Source organism: Metamycoplasma auris (genome assembly GCF_003253435.1).
GTDB lineage: Bacteria > Bacillota_I > Bacilli_A > Mycoplasmatales > Metamycoplasmataceae > Metamycoplasma > Metamycoplasma auris.
This window is the reverse complement of the sequence record NZ_QKUB01000003.1, coordinates 62,736-84,636: the sequence shown is the minus strand read 5'-3', so window position 1 is coordinate 84,636 and position 21,901 is coordinate 62,736. Positions and strand designations below refer to the sequence as shown.

The following is a 21,901-nucleotide window of genomic DNA, read 5'->3' as shown; positions in this document are numbered from 1 at the left end:
TAATTAAATATGAAAATTGAAAAAATAAAGAAACTTGCAAATGATTTATTACTTGAACCAAATGACGAGGTTATTGAGTTAACAAAAAAACTTCTTGCTTCAATTGATGAATCATTGCATGAACTAGAATGAATGGACTTAGAGGGGATTAAGCCTCTTTCACATATCAATGAAAAAGAAATTGCTTTTGAAGATCTAAGAGAAGATGTAGTTGACAGCACAAAGAAAATTGAAAAAAAAGATTTATTAGCCAATGCTGCCAATAGTAATGATGATCTAGTAATAATGAAAAGAGTAGTCAATGAAGAATAAGAATCTTGAACCAATAATTAAAAAATTATCTACAGATGACAATAATGCACTTTCATTTGTTTTTAAAGATGCAAAATTAAATGATAAAGGTCTTTTAGCTAATTATATTTTTACTATTAAAGATAATTATGCTGATATAGATGTTCCATGTCGTGCTTCAAGTTTATTCTTAGAAACATTTAAACCTCAATATAAGGCAACAATTCTTAAATTATTAGAAGATGCAGGCTCTACATGTATTGCTAGAACTAATTTAGATGAATTTGGATTAGCTGGTAGTGGTGAACATTCAGCATACGGTCTAATTAAAAACCCTCTAGATAAAAGATTTTTAGTTGGAGGTTCTTCATCAGGAGCGGCAGCAACATTTGATCACCAAATTGATTTTGCTATCGGTTCAGATACAGGGGATTCCGTTCGAAAACCTGCTTCAAATATTGGAACAATCGGTTTCAAACCAAGTTATGGCGCAATTAGTAGATATGGTCTTTTTTCTTATGCTTCATCACTTGATACAGTTGCTTATTTCTCTCATAACATTAATGACTTAATTAAAATTTCATCAGTTTTATATAAGCAAGATTTTGAAAATGATATGACTTCGATTAATCTAAGTTTTGATTACAATAATATAAAAGAAAAAAAGCCTCTAAAGATTGCATACCTAAATTGTTTTGATAAGTTAAGTCCTTCAGTTGCTATTTCTTATCGAAATTTATTGGATAAATTAGAAAAAGAGAACATTGAATTAATTGCAATTGAGGAAAACGAAAAACTTCTTAATTCAATTGATGTAATTTATAAAGTCATATCATTCTCTGAAGCTTCATCAAATTTAGCTAATCTAACCGGAGTTTGCTTTGGACAAAGAGATGAAGGTAATGATTGAACTGAAACATTCATCAAAACAAGATCTAAATATCTTGGAAAAATGGTTAAAAGTCGTTTAATTCTTGGTTCATTATTTTTGGAAAATGAAAATCAAATTAAATACTTTGTGAAGGCTAAAAAAATTAGAAGATTACTATCTGAATACTTCACTAAAATTCATGAGAGTGTAGACTTATTTATCTATCCTGCCTCAAATGATATTGCTCCTGAAATCGGAAAAGATTCAAAATATAAATCCTATCTAGATTTTATATTAACATATGCTAATTTAGTTGGTAATCCATCATTAACAATGAAACTGGGAATTGATAAAACAACATCAATGCCATTCAACATTGCTATTGATACAAAGATCTACAAAGATACAAAATTATTTGAACATGCATTATATATTGAAAAAATATTGGAGGATCTAAATGAATAATGATTGAGAATTAGTTATTGGAATTGAAATACATATTGAACTAAACACTAAAACAAAAATGTTTTCATCTCAACCTAATTCATATTCAGATAATCCAAATATATATGTATCACCAATTGATTTAGCATACCCAGGAACTCTACCTATTCTTAATAAAGAAGCAATAATTAAGGGAATTAAGTTAGCTAAAGCACTAAATATGACAATTGACCATTTAGTTAGATTTGATCGAAAAAATTACTTTTATCCCGACCTAACTAAAGGTTATCAAATAACTCAGCAATTTAATCCCATAGGCAAAAATGGCAATATCAAAATAAAAGTCGACAATGAGTGAAAAGATGTTTCGATTGAAAGAATTCATCTTGAAGAAGATACAGCAAAATCCTTACACCAAAATAAATTAACATTCCTAAATTATAATCGTTCAGGAATACCACTAATTGAGATTGTCTCAGACCCTGTAATTCATTCTTCACAGGAAGCAATTGCATATGTTGAAGCAATAAGACAAACTGCTTTAGCTATTAATATCTCCGATGCTAAAATGAATGAAGGAAGTCTAAGAGTTGATGTTAATATTTCAGTAAGAAGAAAGGGAACTAACGACTTAAACACAAGAGTTGAAATAAAAAATCTAAATTCAATTTCTAATATTGAAAAAGCAATTAATTATGAAGCAAATTATCAAATTAATTGCTATGAAAATAACATTCCGTTTGAGCAATCCACAAAAAGATTTGATGAAGATAAGCAAATTACAGTCTTAATGCGTTCAAAATCAAGTGCAATTGATTATAAATATTTTCCTGAACCTAATATTCCATATATTAGACTTTCCAATGAATTAATTGATAGCATTTCTATCGAAGAACTTCCATATCAAAAAGAACAAAGATATCTAGTCAATGGATTAAATAATGTTCAAATTTCGCAATTGATTAATAATCCAACATATGCTAATTTTTTAGATTCATTAAATACAACAGATTTTAAGAAAACAACTAATATCTTTTTTTCAGAAATTGTTTCATATATGAATCAAAATCCAAACTTTAGTCACCAAATTATATCCAATTCAAAGGAAATCTCAAAGTTGATTCAATATGTTATTGATAACAAAGTATCAAAAAATAGCATTAAACAAATCTTAGAATTAGTCCAAATATATAAAGAGTTTTTAGTCGACTTAATTATTAAAGACAATGGACTTTTTATTGAGAATAAAAATATAAACCTTGAAGAAGTTATTGAAGAAATTTTTAATGAAAACCCTTCACTTAAAGTTGAATTTAAGAATAATTTTGCGCGTGCTTCAAAATTTCTAAGTGGTCAGGTGATGAAAAAAACTAGTGGTAAAGCAGATATAATTAAATTAAATCAACTAATTAAGGCATTAAATGAAGAAAAAGAATAGAGATTATTTACAAACTGGATGAGATAAAGAACCAGACAATCAGGAAGAAGAAAAGAAACAAGATACTAGACAATCAAAGAACTTTTCATCAAAGCACATTGTAAAGAATAAAAAGAGAAATAATATAATTGAAAAAATTATTAAGTCAATCATTTACGGCATTCTTTTTATTGCAATGCCAAATTCATTGCGAAGTTCAAGATCTAAAGCTAAAGAAATTGTTAATACAACATATTTAAAAATAAATTCCTATGAATTCGCATTTGTTCCTGCCGGGTTTGCAATGTATATGTTTCTTTCTTTTATTCCAACTATTGGTTTAGTTATTGGAATCATAGGTCTAATTAACAAAGATTATGAGACTATAATTAAGGTTATTATTTTAGGTCAATTAATTCCTGGAATTGATAAAGTTATCCCTGCGTTTTCTGGAATTTTAAATAATGCTGGTGGAGCAATAACCTTTATTATTTTGTCTCTTTCTGTTTTATGGCTTTCATCAAAAGGATATAGCAAATTTATTCTTTCAATTGATGCTCTTTATGGACACAAAACAACAAATGCTCTTTGAAAAACAAGAGTAAAGGGATTTCTTACAAGTATTATCATTACAATTTCTTTAACAATATTTTTATTAACTTATTCCGCATTTTTAGCTTTTATTTTAGAAAATGTTTTTAAACAAAAAGTATCTTCAATTAAGGGTCTTATTGATTTAAGATGAGACTTTCAAATTATTTTTTGATTGCCAATTATTCTCTTCTTGCCAATGTTAATATACTGCTCACTACTTATCTCATTTAAATTTTCTCCTAGTTTTAAGATTAAATTCTCACAAATTAGCCCCGGAGTATTAATTGCAACAATTCCTACTTCACTATATATTTTGATTTTTGGATCTTTAGCATCATTGATAAACTATAAACAATTTGGAATAGTTGCCTCGTTTATGTACATTATTTTACTTTTAAGTATAATGTCATATTTTATTTACACAGGTGTCATAGTAAATGCAAGTTTTTATAAAACTTTTATTAATCTTCCAACTATTGAAAAAGGAAGATGATTAAATAAAAGAAACTAATCAACTTTTGGTTTGTTTCAAATTACTTAAATAAAGAGAATAATAATATATTATTATTTATATTAATTAGACTAGTTTATTACTAGAGATAAAAACTTATAAAGTTCATAGTATGAATAAAATTAAGAAATAAAAGGAAGGATATGAAAGAGAAATTGCCTGGTGGTATTAATCACTACTTAAAGTGAGCAAGATCACAAACAAATATATCTTTTAGAAAATGAAATCCTAAAAAGATTGCATTTGTTGGTGTTTTAATTGCGATTTCAGTTGTTATGTTTCTAATTTCAGTTAGAATTCTTCCAATTAGTGCACTTCCTGCTTTTAAGTTTAGTTTTATTGGCCTTCCAATAAAAATAACTGGTTTTGTATTTGGACCAATTGTTGGCATTATAACTGGAATTCTAGCTGATTTAATTTCATTTGCTTTGGTTCCTACTTATTACAATGTTTTGTATACGTTAGCTGTCGCGACTGCCGGATTTATTCCAGGTCTAATTGGCTACTACTTTTTCAATCTAAATGAGTTGTTTTTTTCAAGAAGATACAGAATTTATAAATATAAACAAACTATTGAATTTTTTAAGATTCAATATTTAGAGGCTCAGGCAAGAGGTAACTCTGAAGACTTACAATATTTTTCAGAAAAGATTGCCTTCTATGAAGTTAAGGTTATTATTCTTGAAACAAAGCAAAAACCTGTTGCAATGATTAATTTCTCATTTATTTCAGCAATTGCTTTTTTAGCATTGCAAATTATAATTATTCTAGCAATATTTTCAAAATTGGATAGTTCAATTTTTGAACACAACCGTTTTATTAAAAATAGATTATTTTATGTAATCCTTACAACTTCAGGTTTCATTGGCATGATTGTGTTTGTAGTTCTTTATCGCTTGTTTTTAAGAAAGAATTACCAAACATTTATTGAGGTTATGGCAATCATAACATTTTGTGCAATTCTTGAATTAATTAATACTCTTTTATTAGCTTGAGCAGATACTGAGACACTTAAAACTGATTTTTGGGTCAACTTTACTGGTCAAACCTTAACTAGTCCAATTAAAATATTCTTTAATCTCGCAATCATTTTAGCAACATACAAAGTAGTTGCCTCACTTATTAGATCGAAAGAAGGCAATAGATTTTAATGGATAAAAAAATTACAGGACTAAGAGTTACAGGTTTAAAAGCAAGAGCAAAAAACTGAACAAATAATAAGATGAATTTTGATTTACTCATTAGTAATCTTAATTTTTCAATTTCTAAAAACAATATTTTAGCAATTCTTTCAAATGATGTCAAAACAAAAGATGCCATTTTTAGATTATTGACAAATAATAAAATCAAATGAAAAGGATATCAAGGTTTTATTGAATTTAAACAAGGTGAAGAAAAAAACTACTCATTGACATACAAAAACGATGAATATCAAAAGAAACTAGCATTCGGATTTGATGATGAAAATCTTTTTTCAAATAAAACAAAAGATACTGTTTTTTCTTACCTTGAAAGATACATCAAGAATAATAACATCATTAATTTTATGACAACTGTTTTTAAAAAAGGTTGACAAGATGTTTACCAAGATTCAAAGTATCATTTAAATTTAAAATACTCTTCAATCAATCAAAGTCTTCAAAAAGAAATTGAACCAATAATCGAAGAAATCAAATCAATAGTAGATATTGATGCAAATGAAAAACTTCATGAGCTTAGTTACAATGACAAAATTATCTTAATGCAAAACGTTTACAATTTAATTAAAAATGTCATTAAGATAATTCAAAATTATGAACAAGAATTTTTAACTTATCTTGAAGACCGGATTAGTGATTATGAAAGTGGTTCATCACTTCTTAAATTTAAAGAATATAATTTCGCTAAGTTAGAATACGAAAAATTAATTAATCAAAATAATCAAAGAAAAAAAATTCCTTTAAATTCTCCTGTTTTAAATAAATTAAAAAATCGTTTAAAGATATTTAAATTAAAGAAAAACACAAAATTAGAAACAAAAAAATATTTTGATAAATTAAAACATGAGTTCATTTTAGAAACTTCTTTTAACAAAGCTAATCTAAATAAAAAAAATAAAGTTGATGCATTTTCGTATTATTATCCAAGATATTATGTAAATAAAAAATTTTATGAAGCATGTAAAAAGTATCTACCCAAAATAAGATTATTTGAGAAATCTTTAATCATTGATTTTATTAAGGAAATCTATGATTTAAGAGATTACATCGTCAATGAAATCAGTGCTCTAGGTATTCTTAGTTCACACAAGCAACTAAAATCTCAAGCAAAATATATTACTAAATCTATCATCGAAAAAAGTATCAAAATGTATGATGAAAGATTTAAGAATCTAATTGAAGAAGAAACAACAAACATAGTTAAAAAAATTAATGACGAAATTTCTAAGTTAAAAAATGTAAAAGAATTTAATCATATTAGTATTGCCAAACTTAAAGAATATGAGTATGATTTAGAAGAAAAGAAGTATGAGTATTATTGAAAAATAGATACTGAAGGAAAAAAGATAAAAAATGAATCTTTCAAAATTTACTTAAATTCTTTACCTTTTTATAACAAAAATAAAAACAATCTTTTACTCATTAAACAGAAAATTAATTCATTATTAGATGAAATATTTAAGCAACATTCAACTGAAATTGATAATTCAGACATAAAGTCTTTATTTTCAAATCCTATGTCAAGAATTTTCTACGATCTTACATCAATGAAATTTCTTTTATTTGATTCATTTCATAAATTTCATAATTATGAAAAAATTATCAATAATATAAAAAATAATAAGGATGCTTTCTTTCAATTAATATTGAAATTAAATATCTATAAAATAATTCAAAATTCTGGCATGTCATTAGATAAATTGGTAATGAATTTATCATATTTAACACTTGATGAAAAAATTGCTCTTGAAATTAATAAAATTTTCTTAAATAATCCAGACGTTATTATCTTAGGAAATTTAATTTCCAAGTTAAATTTCAAAATTCAACTTGACACATTAAATAAGTTAAATGAGTACATTTTAAGTAAAGAAGGAATTGGAATTTATTTTTTAGATAATATTGAACTCGCATCAAAAATTACGACTGATTTAAATGTTATTTATAACTCGAGTACAATAGAACAAGGAAAGACTAATAAAATTATCAATAATCCAATAAATCCTTATGTAAAAAAAATCCTCAACAAAACTACTTTTGATAGCGAAGATGATTTAAGAAATTTCATTGAAAAAAGCAATAATGTTGAAGGTATTTTTAAATACGAAATTGAACCTGACCACTATGTCTGATGTACTTGATCGCAATTAACTAAATGAGTAGAAGACAATAATATTAAAAATAAAAAAATAAGAGATCTTCTTTTATTAGATGAAAATCAAACTAAAAAAGAGGCTGAAATTAATGACAAATATGATTTTGAAGAAGAAACAATAATTAATTTCAACAAGAAAATCGCGGAAGTAAAAAACATTAATGATGGTGAAAATATGGAAAAAAATTTCGATCACATATTAGTAGAAAAGGGAAGAAATAAAAAATGAGTTGATATGCAAGCGTTTTCAACTCATAATTTGAATAAACCTCCATTTACTATCATCCTACCACCGCCAAACGTTACAGGCCAATTACATATTGGTCATGCGCTAGACACATTTATTGCCGATACAATCATAAGATATAAACGTAGCAAGGGTTTTGATGTCAAATGAGTTGCTGGTAAAGACCATGCAGGTATTGCTACCCAAGTTGTTGTAGAAAAAAAACTATCGAATATTGGATTAGATAAATATAAATTAGGAAGAGAAAAATTTGTTGATGAAATTTGAAAATGAAAAGATGAATACTCTAACCGAATTAGTCAACAATGAGGCAAACTCGGACTCGCATTAGATTATCCAAGTGAACGATTTACATTAGATAAATATGCTAATGAAGCTGTTCTTAAAGTATTTGTATCAATGTTTAAAGATGGTTTAATCTATCGCGATACAAAAGCTATTTCATGGGATCCGAAATTAAAAACTGCTTTATCAAATATCGAAGTTATCCCTACTGAAGTAAAACAAAAACTATATTATGTTAAATATCCTCTTAAGGGAAAAAATACTCATTTAACTGTTGCAACAACAAGATTAGAAACAATGTTTTCAGATGTTGCTTTGGCTCTTAATCCAAATGATTCAAAATACAAACAATTAATGAATGAAACAATCATTCATCCACTAACAAACAAAGAAATTCCAATTATTTCTTCGACCTTAATTGATCCTTCATTTGGAACTGGAATCATGAAAGTTTCAGCTCATGCAATTGATGATATTGAAATAATAAAGAAAAACAATCTTGAAGTCATTGAATGCATTGATGATGAAGGAAAAATGAATTCCAATGCAAAAAAATATCAAGGAATGGATCGTTTCAAAGCAAGAGTTTTAATTGCAAAAGAACTAAGTGAAAATAACCTAATGGAAAAAGTAGAAGATACTATTTCTAACGTAGGTTATGGAGAAAGAACTAATGAACCAATTGAAATTCTTGTTAAACCGCAATGATTTGTTAAGATGAAATCATTGGCAGAGAAAATTCTTAAGAATTTAGATTCATCAAATGCAGTCCAATTTATTCCTGCTAGATTCGAAGAAGTTTTAATTAAATGAATGGAAAATGTTCATGATTGAACTATTAGTAGACAACTTTGATGAGGGCATAGAATTCCTGCATGATATAAAAATGATGAGATGTTAGTTCAGATTGATAATCCTGGAGAAGATTGAATTCAAGATAATGACGTTTTAGATACATGATTTAGTTCAGCATTAGCTCCATTTGTTTTTTTAGGATGGCCTCAAACAAATGAAAAAATTAAAAGATACTTCCCAACTAACTTACTAGTTACAGGCTATGATATTATTTTCTTTTGAGTTTCAAGGATGTATTTTCAAAGTTTACAATTTATGGATAACATTCCATTTAAACAAGTTCTTCTTCATGGATTAGTAAGAGATTCTCAGGGAAGAAAAATGTCGAAATCATTAGGAAATGGAATTGACCCAATCTCTGTTATCGATCAATATGGTTCAGATGTCTTAAGAATGTCATTGATTTTCAATTGCTCACCGGGAGCCGACATCAACTTCGGTGATGACAAAATTCAAAGTGCAAGATTATTCATTAACAAGTTTTGAAACATTGCAAGACTAATCAAACCTATTGAAGTAAATCTTGAAGAAAAAATTAAATATGATAAATTAGATGAATTTGATTTTTGAATTCTTTTACAATTTAATTCAATGAAGCAAAGCATTGATGTAGCAATGAATAAATATGAATTTACAATAGTTTATAAGTTTATTTATGATTTTATTATTAATAAATTCTCATCTTGATACTTAGAATTTTTAAAATTTAAGAATAATAATTATTTCATTCATTATTTATTCAGAGAAATTCTAATTACTCTTCATCCATATATGCCTTTTTTAAGTGATTATTTATTTGAAGATATATATCATGAAGAGTTACTACAAACAAAAAGCATTGAATATAGTATTAATAAAAATTCTAATTATCAAAGCATTGACAACCTTATTGAATTAATTACAAATTTAAGAAAATATCGCGAAGACAAAAAGATTTCAAAATCGATAACTCTAAATTACTTTATTGAAGATTGCAATATTAATTCTTTAAATCAATTAATAATTAATAAGTTATCCAACTTCAATGTCAATAAAAATAATGATTTTTTAATTCAATGTTCATTTGGAAAGATTTTCATTGAACAAAGAAATGAAGATAAACTTAACGAAATTAGTGAACTAGAAAAATTAATTAAAAAAACAAGAGATGAAATTGCATTTAATGAAAAATTCTTAAATAATCCTCAATTTATACAAAATGCTCCTCAAAAACAAATAAATGAAAAGAAAGAAAAACTTGAATTTCATAAAAGAAATTTAGAACTTTATTTAAATGAATTAAAGCAAAAAACAAAGTAAAATTCGGCTTACTTAATTGCCGAATTTTTTAATAATTTTGTTACATTAATTTTTATTGAATTAAGACCATATTCATCAATCAAGTTGATTGCTTTGTCTGAAAGTTCAATATTTCCTAAAGCAAGAGTGTCCTCATTGATATTCTCTAAATCAAAATCAGTTACTAATTTGGCTATGATTTTATTTCTAAATGCATATTCTTTATATTCAATAAATTTTGAAGCTCATGAATCTTTAATCTTATCTAGATTTGCATAGATATTATCAAGATTTTGATATTCACTTAGAAGTTTTGATGCTGTTTTTGGGCCAATTCCTTTAATACCCATAAAATTATCACTACTATCTCCAATAATTGCTTTGTAATCAATAACCTGACTGGGTTCAATGAAATATGAATCTTTGAAATTCAAATTATTCAATATGAAGTATGAGTCTTTATTTTTTTTAATAATTGATGTTTTTTCATCAATCAATTGATTTAAGTCTTGATCGGCTGAGAATATTAATTTGCTTGTAGAGGTATACATATTGCATACCTTTGCAATAATATCATCTGCTTCATATCCGCTCTTCTCAATATTTCTTATTTTAAGAGCACTAAGAATTTCTTTAATCAAATCTAATTGCAAATAGAAACTAGGTTCCATTTTACTTCGATTTGCCTTATATAAATCATACATTTGGTGTCTAAAAGTCTTTTCTTTTGCATCAAAAGCAATAAATAAATGTGTTGGATGATATTCATTAATTAAATTGAATAGTGTTTTAAAGAATAGTACAACTTCGTTTGTTGAAAACCCACTTTCATTAACCAAAAGCACATTGGACTTATTTAGTGCAAAGTACGATCTATATGCCAAATAAGTTCCATCTATAATTAACAATTTATTATTCATTATTTAATAACCTTAAAATCAATTAAATCAATTCAATTTTCTTTTCTTCTTATAAATTTAATCTTTACAATTTTATTTTTAAGTTTTTTTAGTTCCTCATTGTATTTGAATTGAATTGAGACAACCTTATAACTAGAATCCTGAAAATATAAGATTTGTTGCTTTGTTCTATACTTATTAATTCTTTCAACAACATCAACACATTGAGCAATTAAAATATATTCATTATTTGATCTTGTGTTAATTAATCTATTGCCTTCTATTTCATATTTTGATGTCGCAAAATAATTATAGGATTGTCCTAACAATTCAATTTCATTAGTTTGTAATAAAACTTCATCGTCTTCATTATTATCAATTAATTGATAATTAATTACTTTATTAAGAATTTTTTCATTTGTTTCTGTGATATTTTCTCTTATAAATATATTCAAATCTGACTTAGAATCTAGTTCATTAATCATTGTTTGTTGACTTAAATTAAAGTCCCTAAAAGTGCCTGATTTAATCAAAAGTTCGAGCGTTGCTCTACCTAGTGATTTAATTTTTGAAAGACTTAGAAGGCAGTGAACAAAATTTTTATATCCCTTAACTTCAAATCTATTTTCAACAATTAATTTAACCATTTCTGGCCCAATACCTTTTATTAGACCCAATGGAAGAACAATCTTATTGTCTTCAATCCTTGCTATATCAGTCGATTTATTGATATTTGGACTTATAAATTCAATTCCCATATTTTTTGCTTCATTCACATACTTAGCAATAGTAGCCTGAGCTCCATTTGCTGATGTTATACATGAAGCATAAAATTCAAGTGGATAGTTAGCCTTTAAATAGGCCATTTTAAATGTTAATGTCGAATATGCAATTGCATGTGATTTATTAAATCCATAGTCTGCAAATTTTTCAATGTTATTAAAGATATCATTTGCAACTTTGCTATCATATCCATTTTGAATGGCTTTATTTATGAATTCATTTTTTATTCGAACCATTTCATTAGCTTGTTTTTTGGAAATTATCTTTCTCAAAAGATCCGCTTCTTCAAATGGCATATTAGATATTTTTTGAGCTATTTGCATAATTTGCTCTTGATAAATTATTATTCCATATGTAGCATTAACAATTTTGTCATATTCAATTGAAATTGAAGGAATGATTTCAATTCCTTTTTTACGTTTCGCATAATTAGATACATATGCAATTGGTCCAGGTCTATTTAGTGAAATAACTGCTGCAATATCATTAAAATTATCAATTTGAATTTCTTTAAGACCTTTTATCATTACTGGACTTTCAACTTGAAATACGCCTAATGTGCTTCCGCTTGATAGCAACTCAAAAGTCTTTTTATCATAATAATTTATTTTTTCTCAATCAATCTTATTGTTAGGATATTTAGAATTAATAAGACTCTCAATTTCTTTAATTGTTGTCAGTGTTTTAAGACCTAGAATATCCATTTTGATAAGTCCAAAATATTCAAGATATTCCAAACTAATTTGCGTTTGCAAGAAGTTATCAACGTTTTTTGATATTGGGATTGATTCAATGATTGGAGTTGAAGAAATGATAATTCCAGCTGCATGAGTTCCAATCTGACGATAAAAACCTGAAATTCTTGAAGTTTGACTAATGACTTTACTTGCAAATTCAGAGTCATTGCTATTCAATTGTTCAAGTTCCTTTTTAAGAAAAGTATTCTTTTCATATTCTTCATTTAAATCATCATCATTTGAAGATATGAGTTTTGAAATACTATTAATCTTAGATGGCACTGTACCATACGCTCTTAAGACATCTCTAATTGCAGATTTCTTTCCTAAGGTAGAAAAAGTAACAATATTATTAACTCTATCATATCCATATTTACTAATTAAATAATTGATAACTTGATACCTTTTATCATCTTGAACATCAATATCAATATCAGGCGTTGAAATTCTTTTTGTATTTAAAAAACGCTCAAAAATCAAATTGTACTTGATTGGATCAATTTCAGTTATTCCTAGAACAAAGCAAACTAATGAACCAGCAGCAGAACCTCTTCCTGGTCCGATTGCAATATCATTATTTTTTGCTCAATTCACTCAATCTTGAACAATTAAAAAATAATCTGAGAAATTCATTTTTGCTATTATGTTTAGTTCTTTCTCTAATCTTGTAGCATAAATGTCTTGTTGAAATAGCGAAGTTAACTGCACTGATTCTCTTATTTTTTTAAATACTAAAAACTTTAAATACTCATCGGACTGAAGATTTTTATCATTCTCAAATTTAGGCAATAAATATTCTTTTTTTTCCAATGGAAAATATAAACTTTTTATAAATTCGTTTGTTCTTAAGAACAATCTATTAATTATTTCTAATGATGAATCAAATTGAAAATTGAATGAATTGCCTAAATTTAAATCACTATTTCTATTAGACATCTTGTTAAGTAATTCAATAATTGAGTAATCATCTAAACTTAAAATATTGAAGTTATTAAAAATTAAAATGTTTTTATTTTGATCAATTGAATCTAAATAGCTATCTAACTCGTCAAACTCAATTCCAATATAATAATTTTTATTTTCTATTTCTATTTTTGTTTCCTTGAAGTAACTTAAATGCGGATTTTCGACTAGAATAATATCCAAGTAATTTTCTAATATTTCATCTACTGAAAATTTTCTACCGCTTAGTAATAAATAGGAAATAAGTTTCAAGTTATAAAAAGCTTCTTTATTTTTTGCAAATAAGTTATATCGAAATTCTTTATTATTTACTTGCAAAAAAACATCAAGTCCAAAAATAGGTTTTAGATTATTTTTAATACATTTTAAATTGGCTTCTCCCAAACTAAAAAAGTGATTTTTTTCGCTAAACACTAAATATTCAACATTATTTTCCAAAGCCTTAGAAATGGCTTCATCAACAGTTATTGTACTTTGTAAAAATGAGTATGTTGTATTTAAATGGAGATTTAATAATTTCATAGTTTAATTATAATCAAAAGGTCAATTAAGTTTTTTAATTGAGACTATCTAAAAAAATTTAAAACTTCAAAAATTAATAATTTCTAATCATTATCTACAAGATAATTTAATGTTTTCAACTCAAATTGAAATGAGATTTTTAAAATTATTAATCTATTTTTAAAAACAGCTTAAATAATTATTTTTTTGTTAATAAATATGTGTCAAAAAACCATTTTTAGAAATAAAAACATCTTAATTTAAGATGAAAAAAGCAAATAGTTTTTGTCTATAATAGAGACATTTATACCTTATAAATTCGAAATTGATAAAAAATGAGACTTATTGTATTTTTAGTCTCATAAAATTATTTTACGAAGCATAAATAAATGCAATTCGAAAATCAAATTTCAGATTAAACATTAAGATAAGGGAGGTATATGTTACATGCAAAACTATAAATTTTGGATCGATAATGCAGGAACCATTAGTTCAAAAGATTTAGTTAACCTTAGAACATTTTATACTCCAATAATCGGGAATAATGGAATTGCATTTTATCATCACTTATATGACTTATATAATATTAATAAAGAAAAAAAATACGATTTAGTTTCAACGATGAATTTCTTGATCTTAGATTTTTCAGAACTTCAAAAAACGAAAAATGAGCTTGAGGCTATAGGTCTTATAAAAACTTTTCAAGATATAAATGGTGATATTCTTTTTAGATTAATAAGACCTCTTAATGCAAATGAAATCTCAAACAACATATTAATTTCAAGTATTCTACAAGAAAAAATAGGTCAAGAAAATTATTATAAAATTATTCAAAAAAATGCAAATTACACATTTGATGAAAATAAGTTAAATAATATTTCAAAAAGTTTTTTTGATATATTTGATACAAAAAAACTGCTATATACACAGGATATAAAATTAGATTTTAAATTAAAAAATGACTATCAACTTATGAATAGTTTAAGTGCTGAAGAATATATTCACTACTACACTAAAAGAGAATTAAGTCCTTCGCAAATATTGATGCTTAAGAAAATTAAACTAATGAATTTTAGCGACTCTGCTATTAATTCCATTATAAAATATTCGATCGCTATAAATAATTCAATTGTATGCAACTATATTGAAAAGATTGCGAATGATTTTGCTAAAAGAAATCTTTTTGAAGCAGATATGATTGACAATGAATTGAATCAAGCTAGTTTATTTAAAAATAGAAACTTGGTTCACTCATCAATGAAATCTAAAGACAATAATGCTATGCAAAATGATTTAAGTGATGGATTGGCTTGAGATGATTAATGGGAGGAAAAATATATGGATAAAAAAATACTAGAATCCATTTTTTCATCCAACGATGAATTAGATATAAATAAATTGCGTGAAGAAGTTCTATCAGATGAATACATTAAAAAAGAGATTCAACGTCTTAATTTGAATGAACAACAAATAAAAAAAGGTATGGGCATCCTTCAAAGATATCATGATTTTATTATTGAACACAATCACAAACCACATTATGAATTGTATGTAAATATGTATGGATTTTTAGATGAAGATCATTCAAAAAATCCGATTTTTGAAAAATCAAAGAAATTAGAAAATTTCTGACTAACTTCAGTTACAGAATTGGATCCAATCATTGAAAGTTACTTTATTGAGAACAAAAGCAATCGCGTTTTTACTCCCCTTAAGTCATCCCTACAAAATTTCTTGGATAATCTAATAAATACAAAAGAGTCTGGAAGAATAAAAACATTGTTTAAGAATATTGCCTCAAAAGGAATTTTTGAAGCTAATCTTTGATTATTTGATAATAAAAATAAGTATGCATCCAATATATTGAAATACATAGCATCACTAAGTGCACTTTTATTTAATAAAACTGTCGCATTTATTAATTCTAATGACTTGTACAGTTATATTTCTTCAAATATTGATGAAAAAAAATCAATCATATGACATCTCAATCGTGTTGATGTTTTAATTATTAATAATCTAACTTTAGGTATCAAACCTCAATGATATTTAGATAGTCTAATAAATATTTTCACGACTAGAAATACAAAAAATCTTCCTACACTAATTTCATCATCAAGAGATATTGTTTCACCAAAAACTAAGCTTCTAAGCAATTATTATTACTCAAAATATGATCAAACAAATGATCTAGAGGAATTGTTCAAACAAACAATTTCTGAGTTATTTGAAAAGATTACTATTAACTAAATACGATAAATATTCTATGTTAATTTTACATTCCTACAAAGGTTTGTTTTTTAATTATTTTTTCTAATACTTTTTCTATAAATAGAAATTAATGATTCTAAATTACTAACTTTTTGTATTCAAATTTAATTAAATAAATTTAAAAATTTAAAATTTTAATTAGTAATAATATAGAATATTTCTTTTATTACTTTTGGAGATTTATATTTATGAAAAAGAAAAATATACTTAGCATACTTGGATCACTTAATATTGTAGCAATTGGAACAATAGCAATTAGTTGTAGTAACAATAACGAATCATACATTAAGATAGATAATCATAATGATAACTATGATGCAAATATCGATCACACAAACAAACCAAGTATTACTCCAAGTATTAAACCCAATCATCCTCAAAATAACAAAATTATAGAACCTTCAAATAATTTCATTAATCCTGAAAAAGATTCAAATTCCAATCAATCATTGCCAAATTCAAACTCTAATTCAGACTCTAATTCAAACCAATCAGTAGAACCTAATTTTGATCATTATAAAATCAATAATGAAATTGAAACCAATCTTAAAATAACAAATTCAACTTATAGTTTCCTAGATAATGATAGAAATTATATTGATAATTCAAGTAAAGAATTTAAAGAAATTAATCAATCAGAAGATTCAATTAGAAAAATGATCTTAAATGATTTTCTTCCAAAAAACTTTTACTCACATCCAAGATATAAAATTAAAAATGAAAATTCAGTAATTGGCAATGAACAAAAAGGCAAACTTTCATTAGTAGATACAACTACTCAGACTGAAGTAGTCGATGGTGTTAGTTGATATCAAAGATTAAGATATCCAGAAACTGCCGTTATCAAAGGTGGTGAAGACAATAGCAATACTAAACTTAAATTAGATGCTGACGGAAGTATAACTGGAAAGCAACATGACAGTTATGATTCTGGTGCAACAGAAGTTTGAGCCTATTACAAGGGACATTTATATTCAACTATTGTTGATGTTATGTCAGTTGAGAATACTAAGAAATTTAATGAAGAAAAGAAAGCTAGAGAAGAAGCTAAAAAGATTGTTAAGGATTGACACAACCTTCCAATCCTAGAAAAAATTACTGAAACTTATAAATGAATTACAAAGAATGTTAAATACGACCATAATCGTGAACTTCAAAATGTTCTACTTAATCAAACTGCATATTCAGCATTAGTCGAGAAGCATACAGTATGTACTGGTTATGCTAAAGGTTTCAAAATGCTTATGGATGAATTAGGAATACAATGTCGTTTAATCGAAGGACAAAGTAGTCGTGAAAATGCTGCAAGACACGTTTGAAATCTAATTGAGGTTGATGGTGAATGATATCATGTCGACCCTACTTCTGACCGTTTGGAAAATAGAGTTGGAGAAAAACCAATGACAGAAACTGAATTTAAGTTTTTTATGAATAGTAATGAAGACTTTGATAAAAAAGATAAATTCAATCGTAGTATAGGTAAAGAGGGAAGTCGCTTAAGAAACTATAAAATTAATGACTTTGTTCACACAAAAGATGAAGTTTTAGCTCTAATTGATAATAAGTTAGGAGAATTAAATAAGATACCTACTCATTTAACCTTAGTTGCTAGTTCATTTTCTGGCGTTATCAAAGCTTTTGAAGAAAAAGGATTGGAAATTTCTGAAAGACCAAAAATTCTTGAAAATGGTGTTACTAAGAAAATTGAATATGAGTTTATAAACAAAAATAAAGAAATTCCTGTTATTGATGCAGATATTTATCTTGAAAAATATAAAACTGAAAATTCATTCGCAATTAAGGTTAAATTCAATAATAAAGAACAAATCACTGATTTAAAAGTTGGTAACTTCAACATTGAAAACGCAATGATAAAAGAAGTTAAAAAGATTGATGATGGATACATACTATTTCTTGATCATTTTAAGAAATTCGGTGATCTTGAAATAACTCTAAAATCTATAAAGAAAATGGGTTACAAATTTAATATCAAATCAGATAGTAAATTAAAATTTAAGATTGAAAAACATAGCAAACCAAATGCCACTCTTCAAGCAATATCATCAAATCAAGTTGTCCTTAAAAATGTGTCAAGTGGTATGCAATATAAGAAAAATAATAATGAATGGTTTGATATAACTAATGATAATTTTCTAATTAATAACGCAACCTTAGGAACTATTTCGATTCGTTATAAAGATACATACAAAGTTGATTCTGAAGTTCAAACAATTAATCTTGAAAAAGCACAAGATGTAGATAATCAAGTTAAATTGATTTACAATAATCTAATTATTGGTCTAGATGATTCAATGGAATATAGGCTTAAGGATGAAAAAGATTGAAAACCAATTGCAAATTCAGTGATGTCTAATCCTAAAAAAGGTACTTATTTAATCAGAAGAAAAGCATTTGGCACAACTCTTGCTTCTCAAACTTCTGAGTTAGAAATACAATAACAAAATAATCCCTTATAACAAAATAATAAAAAGCAGATTGAAACTATTTGTCATCTGCTTTTTATTATTTTGAACTATAAGATTGTTTCTTCTGTCAATTGAATATCAATGTTTTTAAGTATTTCTCGATCTGAATCACTTGATATAGAAGTACGATGTAAAAATAAACCTGAGAGATTCTTAAGTTGTAAATATGCTTTCTTTGCGATTTCAGAATTATTGGCACTAACAGATAGAGCAAATAAAGTTTCCTTCAAATCTAAACTTAGTTGGTTATAGTGTAATGATTGCTTGAGATTTTGAACTAATTCAATGACTGAAGGTTCAAGTACGTCAATACTTCTATCAATCTTTGCAAAGTATTTCAATGCATTCAAAATTGCTGCACTATTGGAATTTAAAAGATTTGATTCTTTACCAATTAAAACATTGTTTTCATCAATTTCGATTGCTGAACAGATAATATTATTTGTAGCACTAAATTCATTAGCCACTTTTATTGACTTAATAAGATTGAGATCAATATCATTTTGTTTAATTATCTTTGCTAATCTTGTCACATGAATTTTTGGACATTTATCTAATTGGTAATTAATATTGGTTTGATAGTATCTACGAATAATTTCCTTTTTTGAAGCTATTGATACTACTTCATCATTAGTAATACAAAAACCAGCCATATTAACTCCCATATCTGTAGGAGATTTATACATTGAATTCTGATAAATTGAACTTAAGATTTTATTAAGAATTGGAAAGGCTTCAAGGTCACGATTGTAATTTGTTGCTTTGGTTCTATATGCCTTATAGTGATAATGATCTAACATGTTTAAATCATTTAAATCAACAGTAGCTGCTTCATATGCTAAATTAACAGGATGTTTAACATCTAAATTTCAGATTGGAAACGTTTCAAATTTGGCATAACTAGATTTAACATTATTTTTATAATCATGATATAGTTGGGAAAGTATTGCACTTAATTTTCCGGATCCTGGTCCAGGGGCAGTAACAATTGCTAATTTCTTTTTAATTTTAGTATATTCATTTTTACCAAAACCTTCATCTGAAACAATTAAGTCAATGTCATTTGGATAATTTTTAATCTTATATTGTCTAACTACTTTAATTTTTTTCTTATTTAATTTATTAATAAAAGAATTAATCTCATCTGAATTCTCAAATTGCGTAATAATTACACTATTGATATCTAGTTTATGTTTTTTAAATTTACTTATCAATCTAAAAACATCTTCCTCATAAGTTAAATTTATATCAGATCTAACTTTTTTATTTTTAATATCTAAACTTGAGATCACAATAATCATTTCAAGGTCATCTTTTAGTTTTAAAAGCATATTGAATTTGGTATTGTGTTGAAATCCTGGCAGAACTCTTGTGGCATGAAAATCATTAAATAGTTTTCCACCAAATTCAATATACAATTTACATCCAAATTTATTAATTCGATTTCGAATTGCTTCCGATTGTAAATTTATGTATTTTTCATTATCAAAACCTTTTAACATTCTATCCACCATTTACTACTTGAAATTTATATTTTTAAATTATATTTAAATTACAATCAAATTTTAATAAAAGCAATCCCTTTATTTTTCTTAATAAAAAAGACGATTTTAATTTATTGTAAAATTTTTATATAATCTAAAAAAACTATGTTGAAAGGCAAAAAACAATGAAATTTAATGAGCAAAGAACGAAAATTGTGGCAACAATTGGACCTTCAAGCGATAATTATCAAACAATGAAAGAGTTGATTGAAGCTGGCGTAACAACGATTAGAGCCAACTTTTCACATGGCAATGGAGAAGAACACAAACACAAGTTTGATATTGCAAGACAAATATCAAGTGAACTAGATCGACCAATTTCCTTAATGTTGGATACAAAAGGTCCTGAAATTAGAGTTGGAAAAATAAAAGATGGAAGCTGTTTAATTCCAGCTAAACAATTACTATCAATAAGAACTGATAAGGAATCATATGAAAATTTAATTGGTAATGAAAACCAAATAACTGTTTCATATCGGATGGACTTAGATGTAAAAGAAGGCAATCGAGTTTTATTGGATGATGGAAAGTTAGTAACTTTTGTTAAAGAAGTAAAAGATGCTGAAATTATTGTTGAAACCTTAAATTCACATCTTTTAAAGACAAACAAAAGAGTTAATATTCCTGGTGTTGATTTTTCCCTTCCTTTCTTAAGCAAAAAGGATATTGATGACATTATTTGAGGTGCAAAATATAAGGTTGATTATATTGCAGCATCTTTTGTTAATAATGCAAATCAAGTCAAAGAAATAAGAAAAATTCTTGATGAAAATAATGGAAAACATATTCAAATTATTTCTAAAATTGAATCTCAAACAGCCATAGATAATATAGAAGAAATTATTCGCGCATCAGATGGAATCATGATTGCACGTGGTGATTTAGGTTTAGAAATTCCTTTTTATGATGTTCCATATTATGAAAAGAAAATTATTCGTTCGGCAAGAATGCAAGGTAAAGAGGTCATTGTAGCAACACAAATGTTGGACTCAATGGAAAACTCACCAATGCCAACAAGAGCTGAAGTAACTGATGTTTATTATGCAGTTGAGTTAGGTGCTGACGCTACAATGCTTTCTGGTGAATCTGCAAGTGGTAAATACCCTGTGCAAGCAGTTAAAGTTATGTCTCAAATTGTAAAAAGAGCTGAGAAGGAATACTTCACTGAATTATTCTATGAAAAACAAATTCAAAAAGTTGCTAACGATCAAGATTCAAGAATGCTTATTTCATATGAAGTTGCTTCTATCTTACAAACTGGTGAATATAAATATGCAATAGTTTTAAGTCACAGTGGAAAACTACTAAAAGAGATTGCTAAATATCGTCCAAATGCTTATATTATTGGTATTGTAAGTGATGATAAACTGGTTTGAAGTTATGGCGTAACCGCTGGTGTATTTTGTGAAAAACACTCTGAAGCAATTAGAGGATTAATCAAACATGACCATGAAGCAGGACGTCAAATTCTAGGTGCTTATGGTGCAAGAAAGGGTGACAAATTCATCGTTGTTGATAGTCTAAATATAACAATACATGAATTCTAATTTGAATAAAAAAACTCCAAATT

The 21,901-nt window shown here is 26.2% G+C and carries 13 protein-coding genes; 10 read left to right on the top strand and 3 right to left on the bottom strand.

Annotated features, from left to right (window positions below):
• Nucleotides 1–9: 9 nt before the first annotated feature.
• From BCF89_RS07980 to BCF89_RS07965, 6 genes are all read left to right on the top strand, one after another.
• On the top strand, nucleotides 10–312 hold the full coding sequence (locus BCF89_RS07980; protein WP_111518444.1) for a glutamyl-tRNA amidotransferase: 303 nt from the start codon (nucleotides 10–12) through the stop codon (nucleotides 310–312).
• The gene (locus tag BCF89_RS01715; RefSeq protein WP_111518442.1) at nucleotides 302–1,627 is read left to right on the top strand and encodes an amidase family protein; all 1,326 of its coding nucleotides are present in this window, start codon (nucleotides 302–304) and stop codon (nucleotides 1,625–1,627) included. The genes BCF89_RS07980 and BCF89_RS01715 overlap by 11 nt, the downstream gene beginning before the upstream one ends.
• Nucleotides 1,620–3,044, top strand: coding sequence for an Asp-tRNA(Asn)/Glu-tRNA(Gln) amidotransferase subunit GatB (gene gatB, locus BCF89_RS07975; RefSeq protein WP_111518440.1), 1,425 nt, complete (start codon nucleotides 1,620–1,622; stop codon nucleotides 3,042–3,044). The genes BCF89_RS01715 and gatB overlap by 8 nt, the downstream gene beginning before the upstream one ends.
• On the top strand, nucleotides 3,028–4,128 hold the full coding sequence (locus BCF89_RS07970; protein ID WP_111518438.1) for a YhjD/YihY/BrkB family envelope integrity protein: 1,101 nt from the start codon (nucleotides 3,028–3,030) through the stop codon (nucleotides 4,126–4,128). Before gatB ends, BCF89_RS07970 begins: the two co-directional genes overlap by 17 nt.
• A 143-nt stretch (nucleotides 4,129–4,271) precedes the next feature.
• Nucleotides 4,272–5,279, top strand: a complete 1,008-nt coding sequence (locus BCF89_RS01700) for an ECF transporter S component (RefSeq protein ID WP_111518436.1) — start codon at nucleotides 4,272–4,274, stop codon at nucleotides 5,277–5,279.
• Nucleotides 5,279–10,168 (top strand): valine--tRNA ligase, encoded by a 4,890-nt coding sequence (locus tag BCF89_RS07965; protein WP_277870044.1) that lies wholly within the window; start codon nucleotides 5,279–5,281, stop codon nucleotides 10,166–10,168. Before BCF89_RS01700 ends, BCF89_RS07965 begins: the two co-directional genes overlap by 1 nt.
• Nucleotides 10,169–10,176: 8 nt before the next feature.
• Here the strand turns inward: BCF89_RS07965 and BCF89_RS01690 are convergent, their stop codons facing one another.
• Both BCF89_RS01690 and dnaE read right to left on the bottom strand, forming a co-directional pair.
• A complete protein-coding gene (locus BCF89_RS01690) occupies nucleotides 10,177–11,067 on the bottom strand; it encodes a 5'-3' exonuclease (RefSeq protein WP_111518434.1) in 891 nt (296 codons plus the stop codon).
• On the bottom strand, nucleotides 11,067–14,051 hold the full coding sequence (dnaE, locus tag BCF89_RS07960; RefSeq protein WP_111518432.1) for a DNA polymerase III subunit alpha: 2,985 nt from the start codon (nucleotides 14,049–14,051) through the stop codon (nucleotides 11,067–11,069). The genes BCF89_RS01690 and dnaE overlap by 1 nt, the downstream gene beginning before the upstream one ends.
• Nucleotides 14,052–14,477: 426 nt before the next feature.
• On the opposite strand from dnaE, the gene BCF89_RS01680 reads away from it, so the two are divergent.
• From BCF89_RS01680 to BCF89_RS07950, 3 genes are all read left to right on the top strand, one after another.
• The gene (locus BCF89_RS01680; RefSeq protein ID WP_111518430.1) at nucleotides 14,478–15,353 is read left to right on the top strand and encodes a DnaD domain protein; all 876 of its coding nucleotides are present in this window, start codon (nucleotides 14,478–14,480) and stop codon (nucleotides 15,351–15,353) included.
• A 15-nt stretch (nucleotides 15,354–15,368) separates the two neighbouring features.
• Nucleotides 15,369–16,280 carry a primosome protein gene (locus BCF89_RS07955; protein WP_111518428.1) on the top strand — a complete coding sequence of 304 codons (912 nt, stop codon included), beginning with the start codon at nucleotides 15,369–15,371 and terminating at the stop codon, nucleotides 16,278–16,280.
• Nucleotides 16,281–16,489: 209 nt separating this feature from the next.
• Nucleotides 16,490–18,760: an MAG6410 family transglutaminase-related lipoprotein gene (locus BCF89_RS07950; RefSeq protein WP_111518426.1), complete on the top strand. Its 2,271-nt coding sequence runs from the start codon at nucleotides 16,490–16,492 to the stop codon at nucleotides 18,758–18,760.
• A gap of 74 nt (nucleotides 18,761–18,834) precedes the next feature.
• Here the strand turns inward: BCF89_RS07950 and BCF89_RS01665 are convergent, their stop codons facing one another.
• Nucleotides 18,835–20,301 (bottom strand): DUF1846 domain-containing protein, encoded by a 1,467-nt coding sequence (locus tag BCF89_RS01665; protein ID WP_277870043.1) that lies wholly within the window; start codon nucleotides 20,299–20,301, stop codon nucleotides 18,835–18,837.
• Nucleotides 20,302–20,456: 155 nt separating this feature from the next.
• Here BCF89_RS01665 and pyk point away from each other — a divergent pair, with 155 nt between their 5' ends.
• On the top strand, nucleotides 20,457–21,878 hold the full coding sequence (gene pyk / locus BCF89_RS01660; protein ID WP_111518422.1) for a pyruvate kinase: 1,422 nt from the start codon (nucleotides 20,457–20,459) through the stop codon (nucleotides 21,876–21,878).
• The last annotated feature ends 23 nt before the right edge of the window (nucleotides 21,879–21,901 follow it).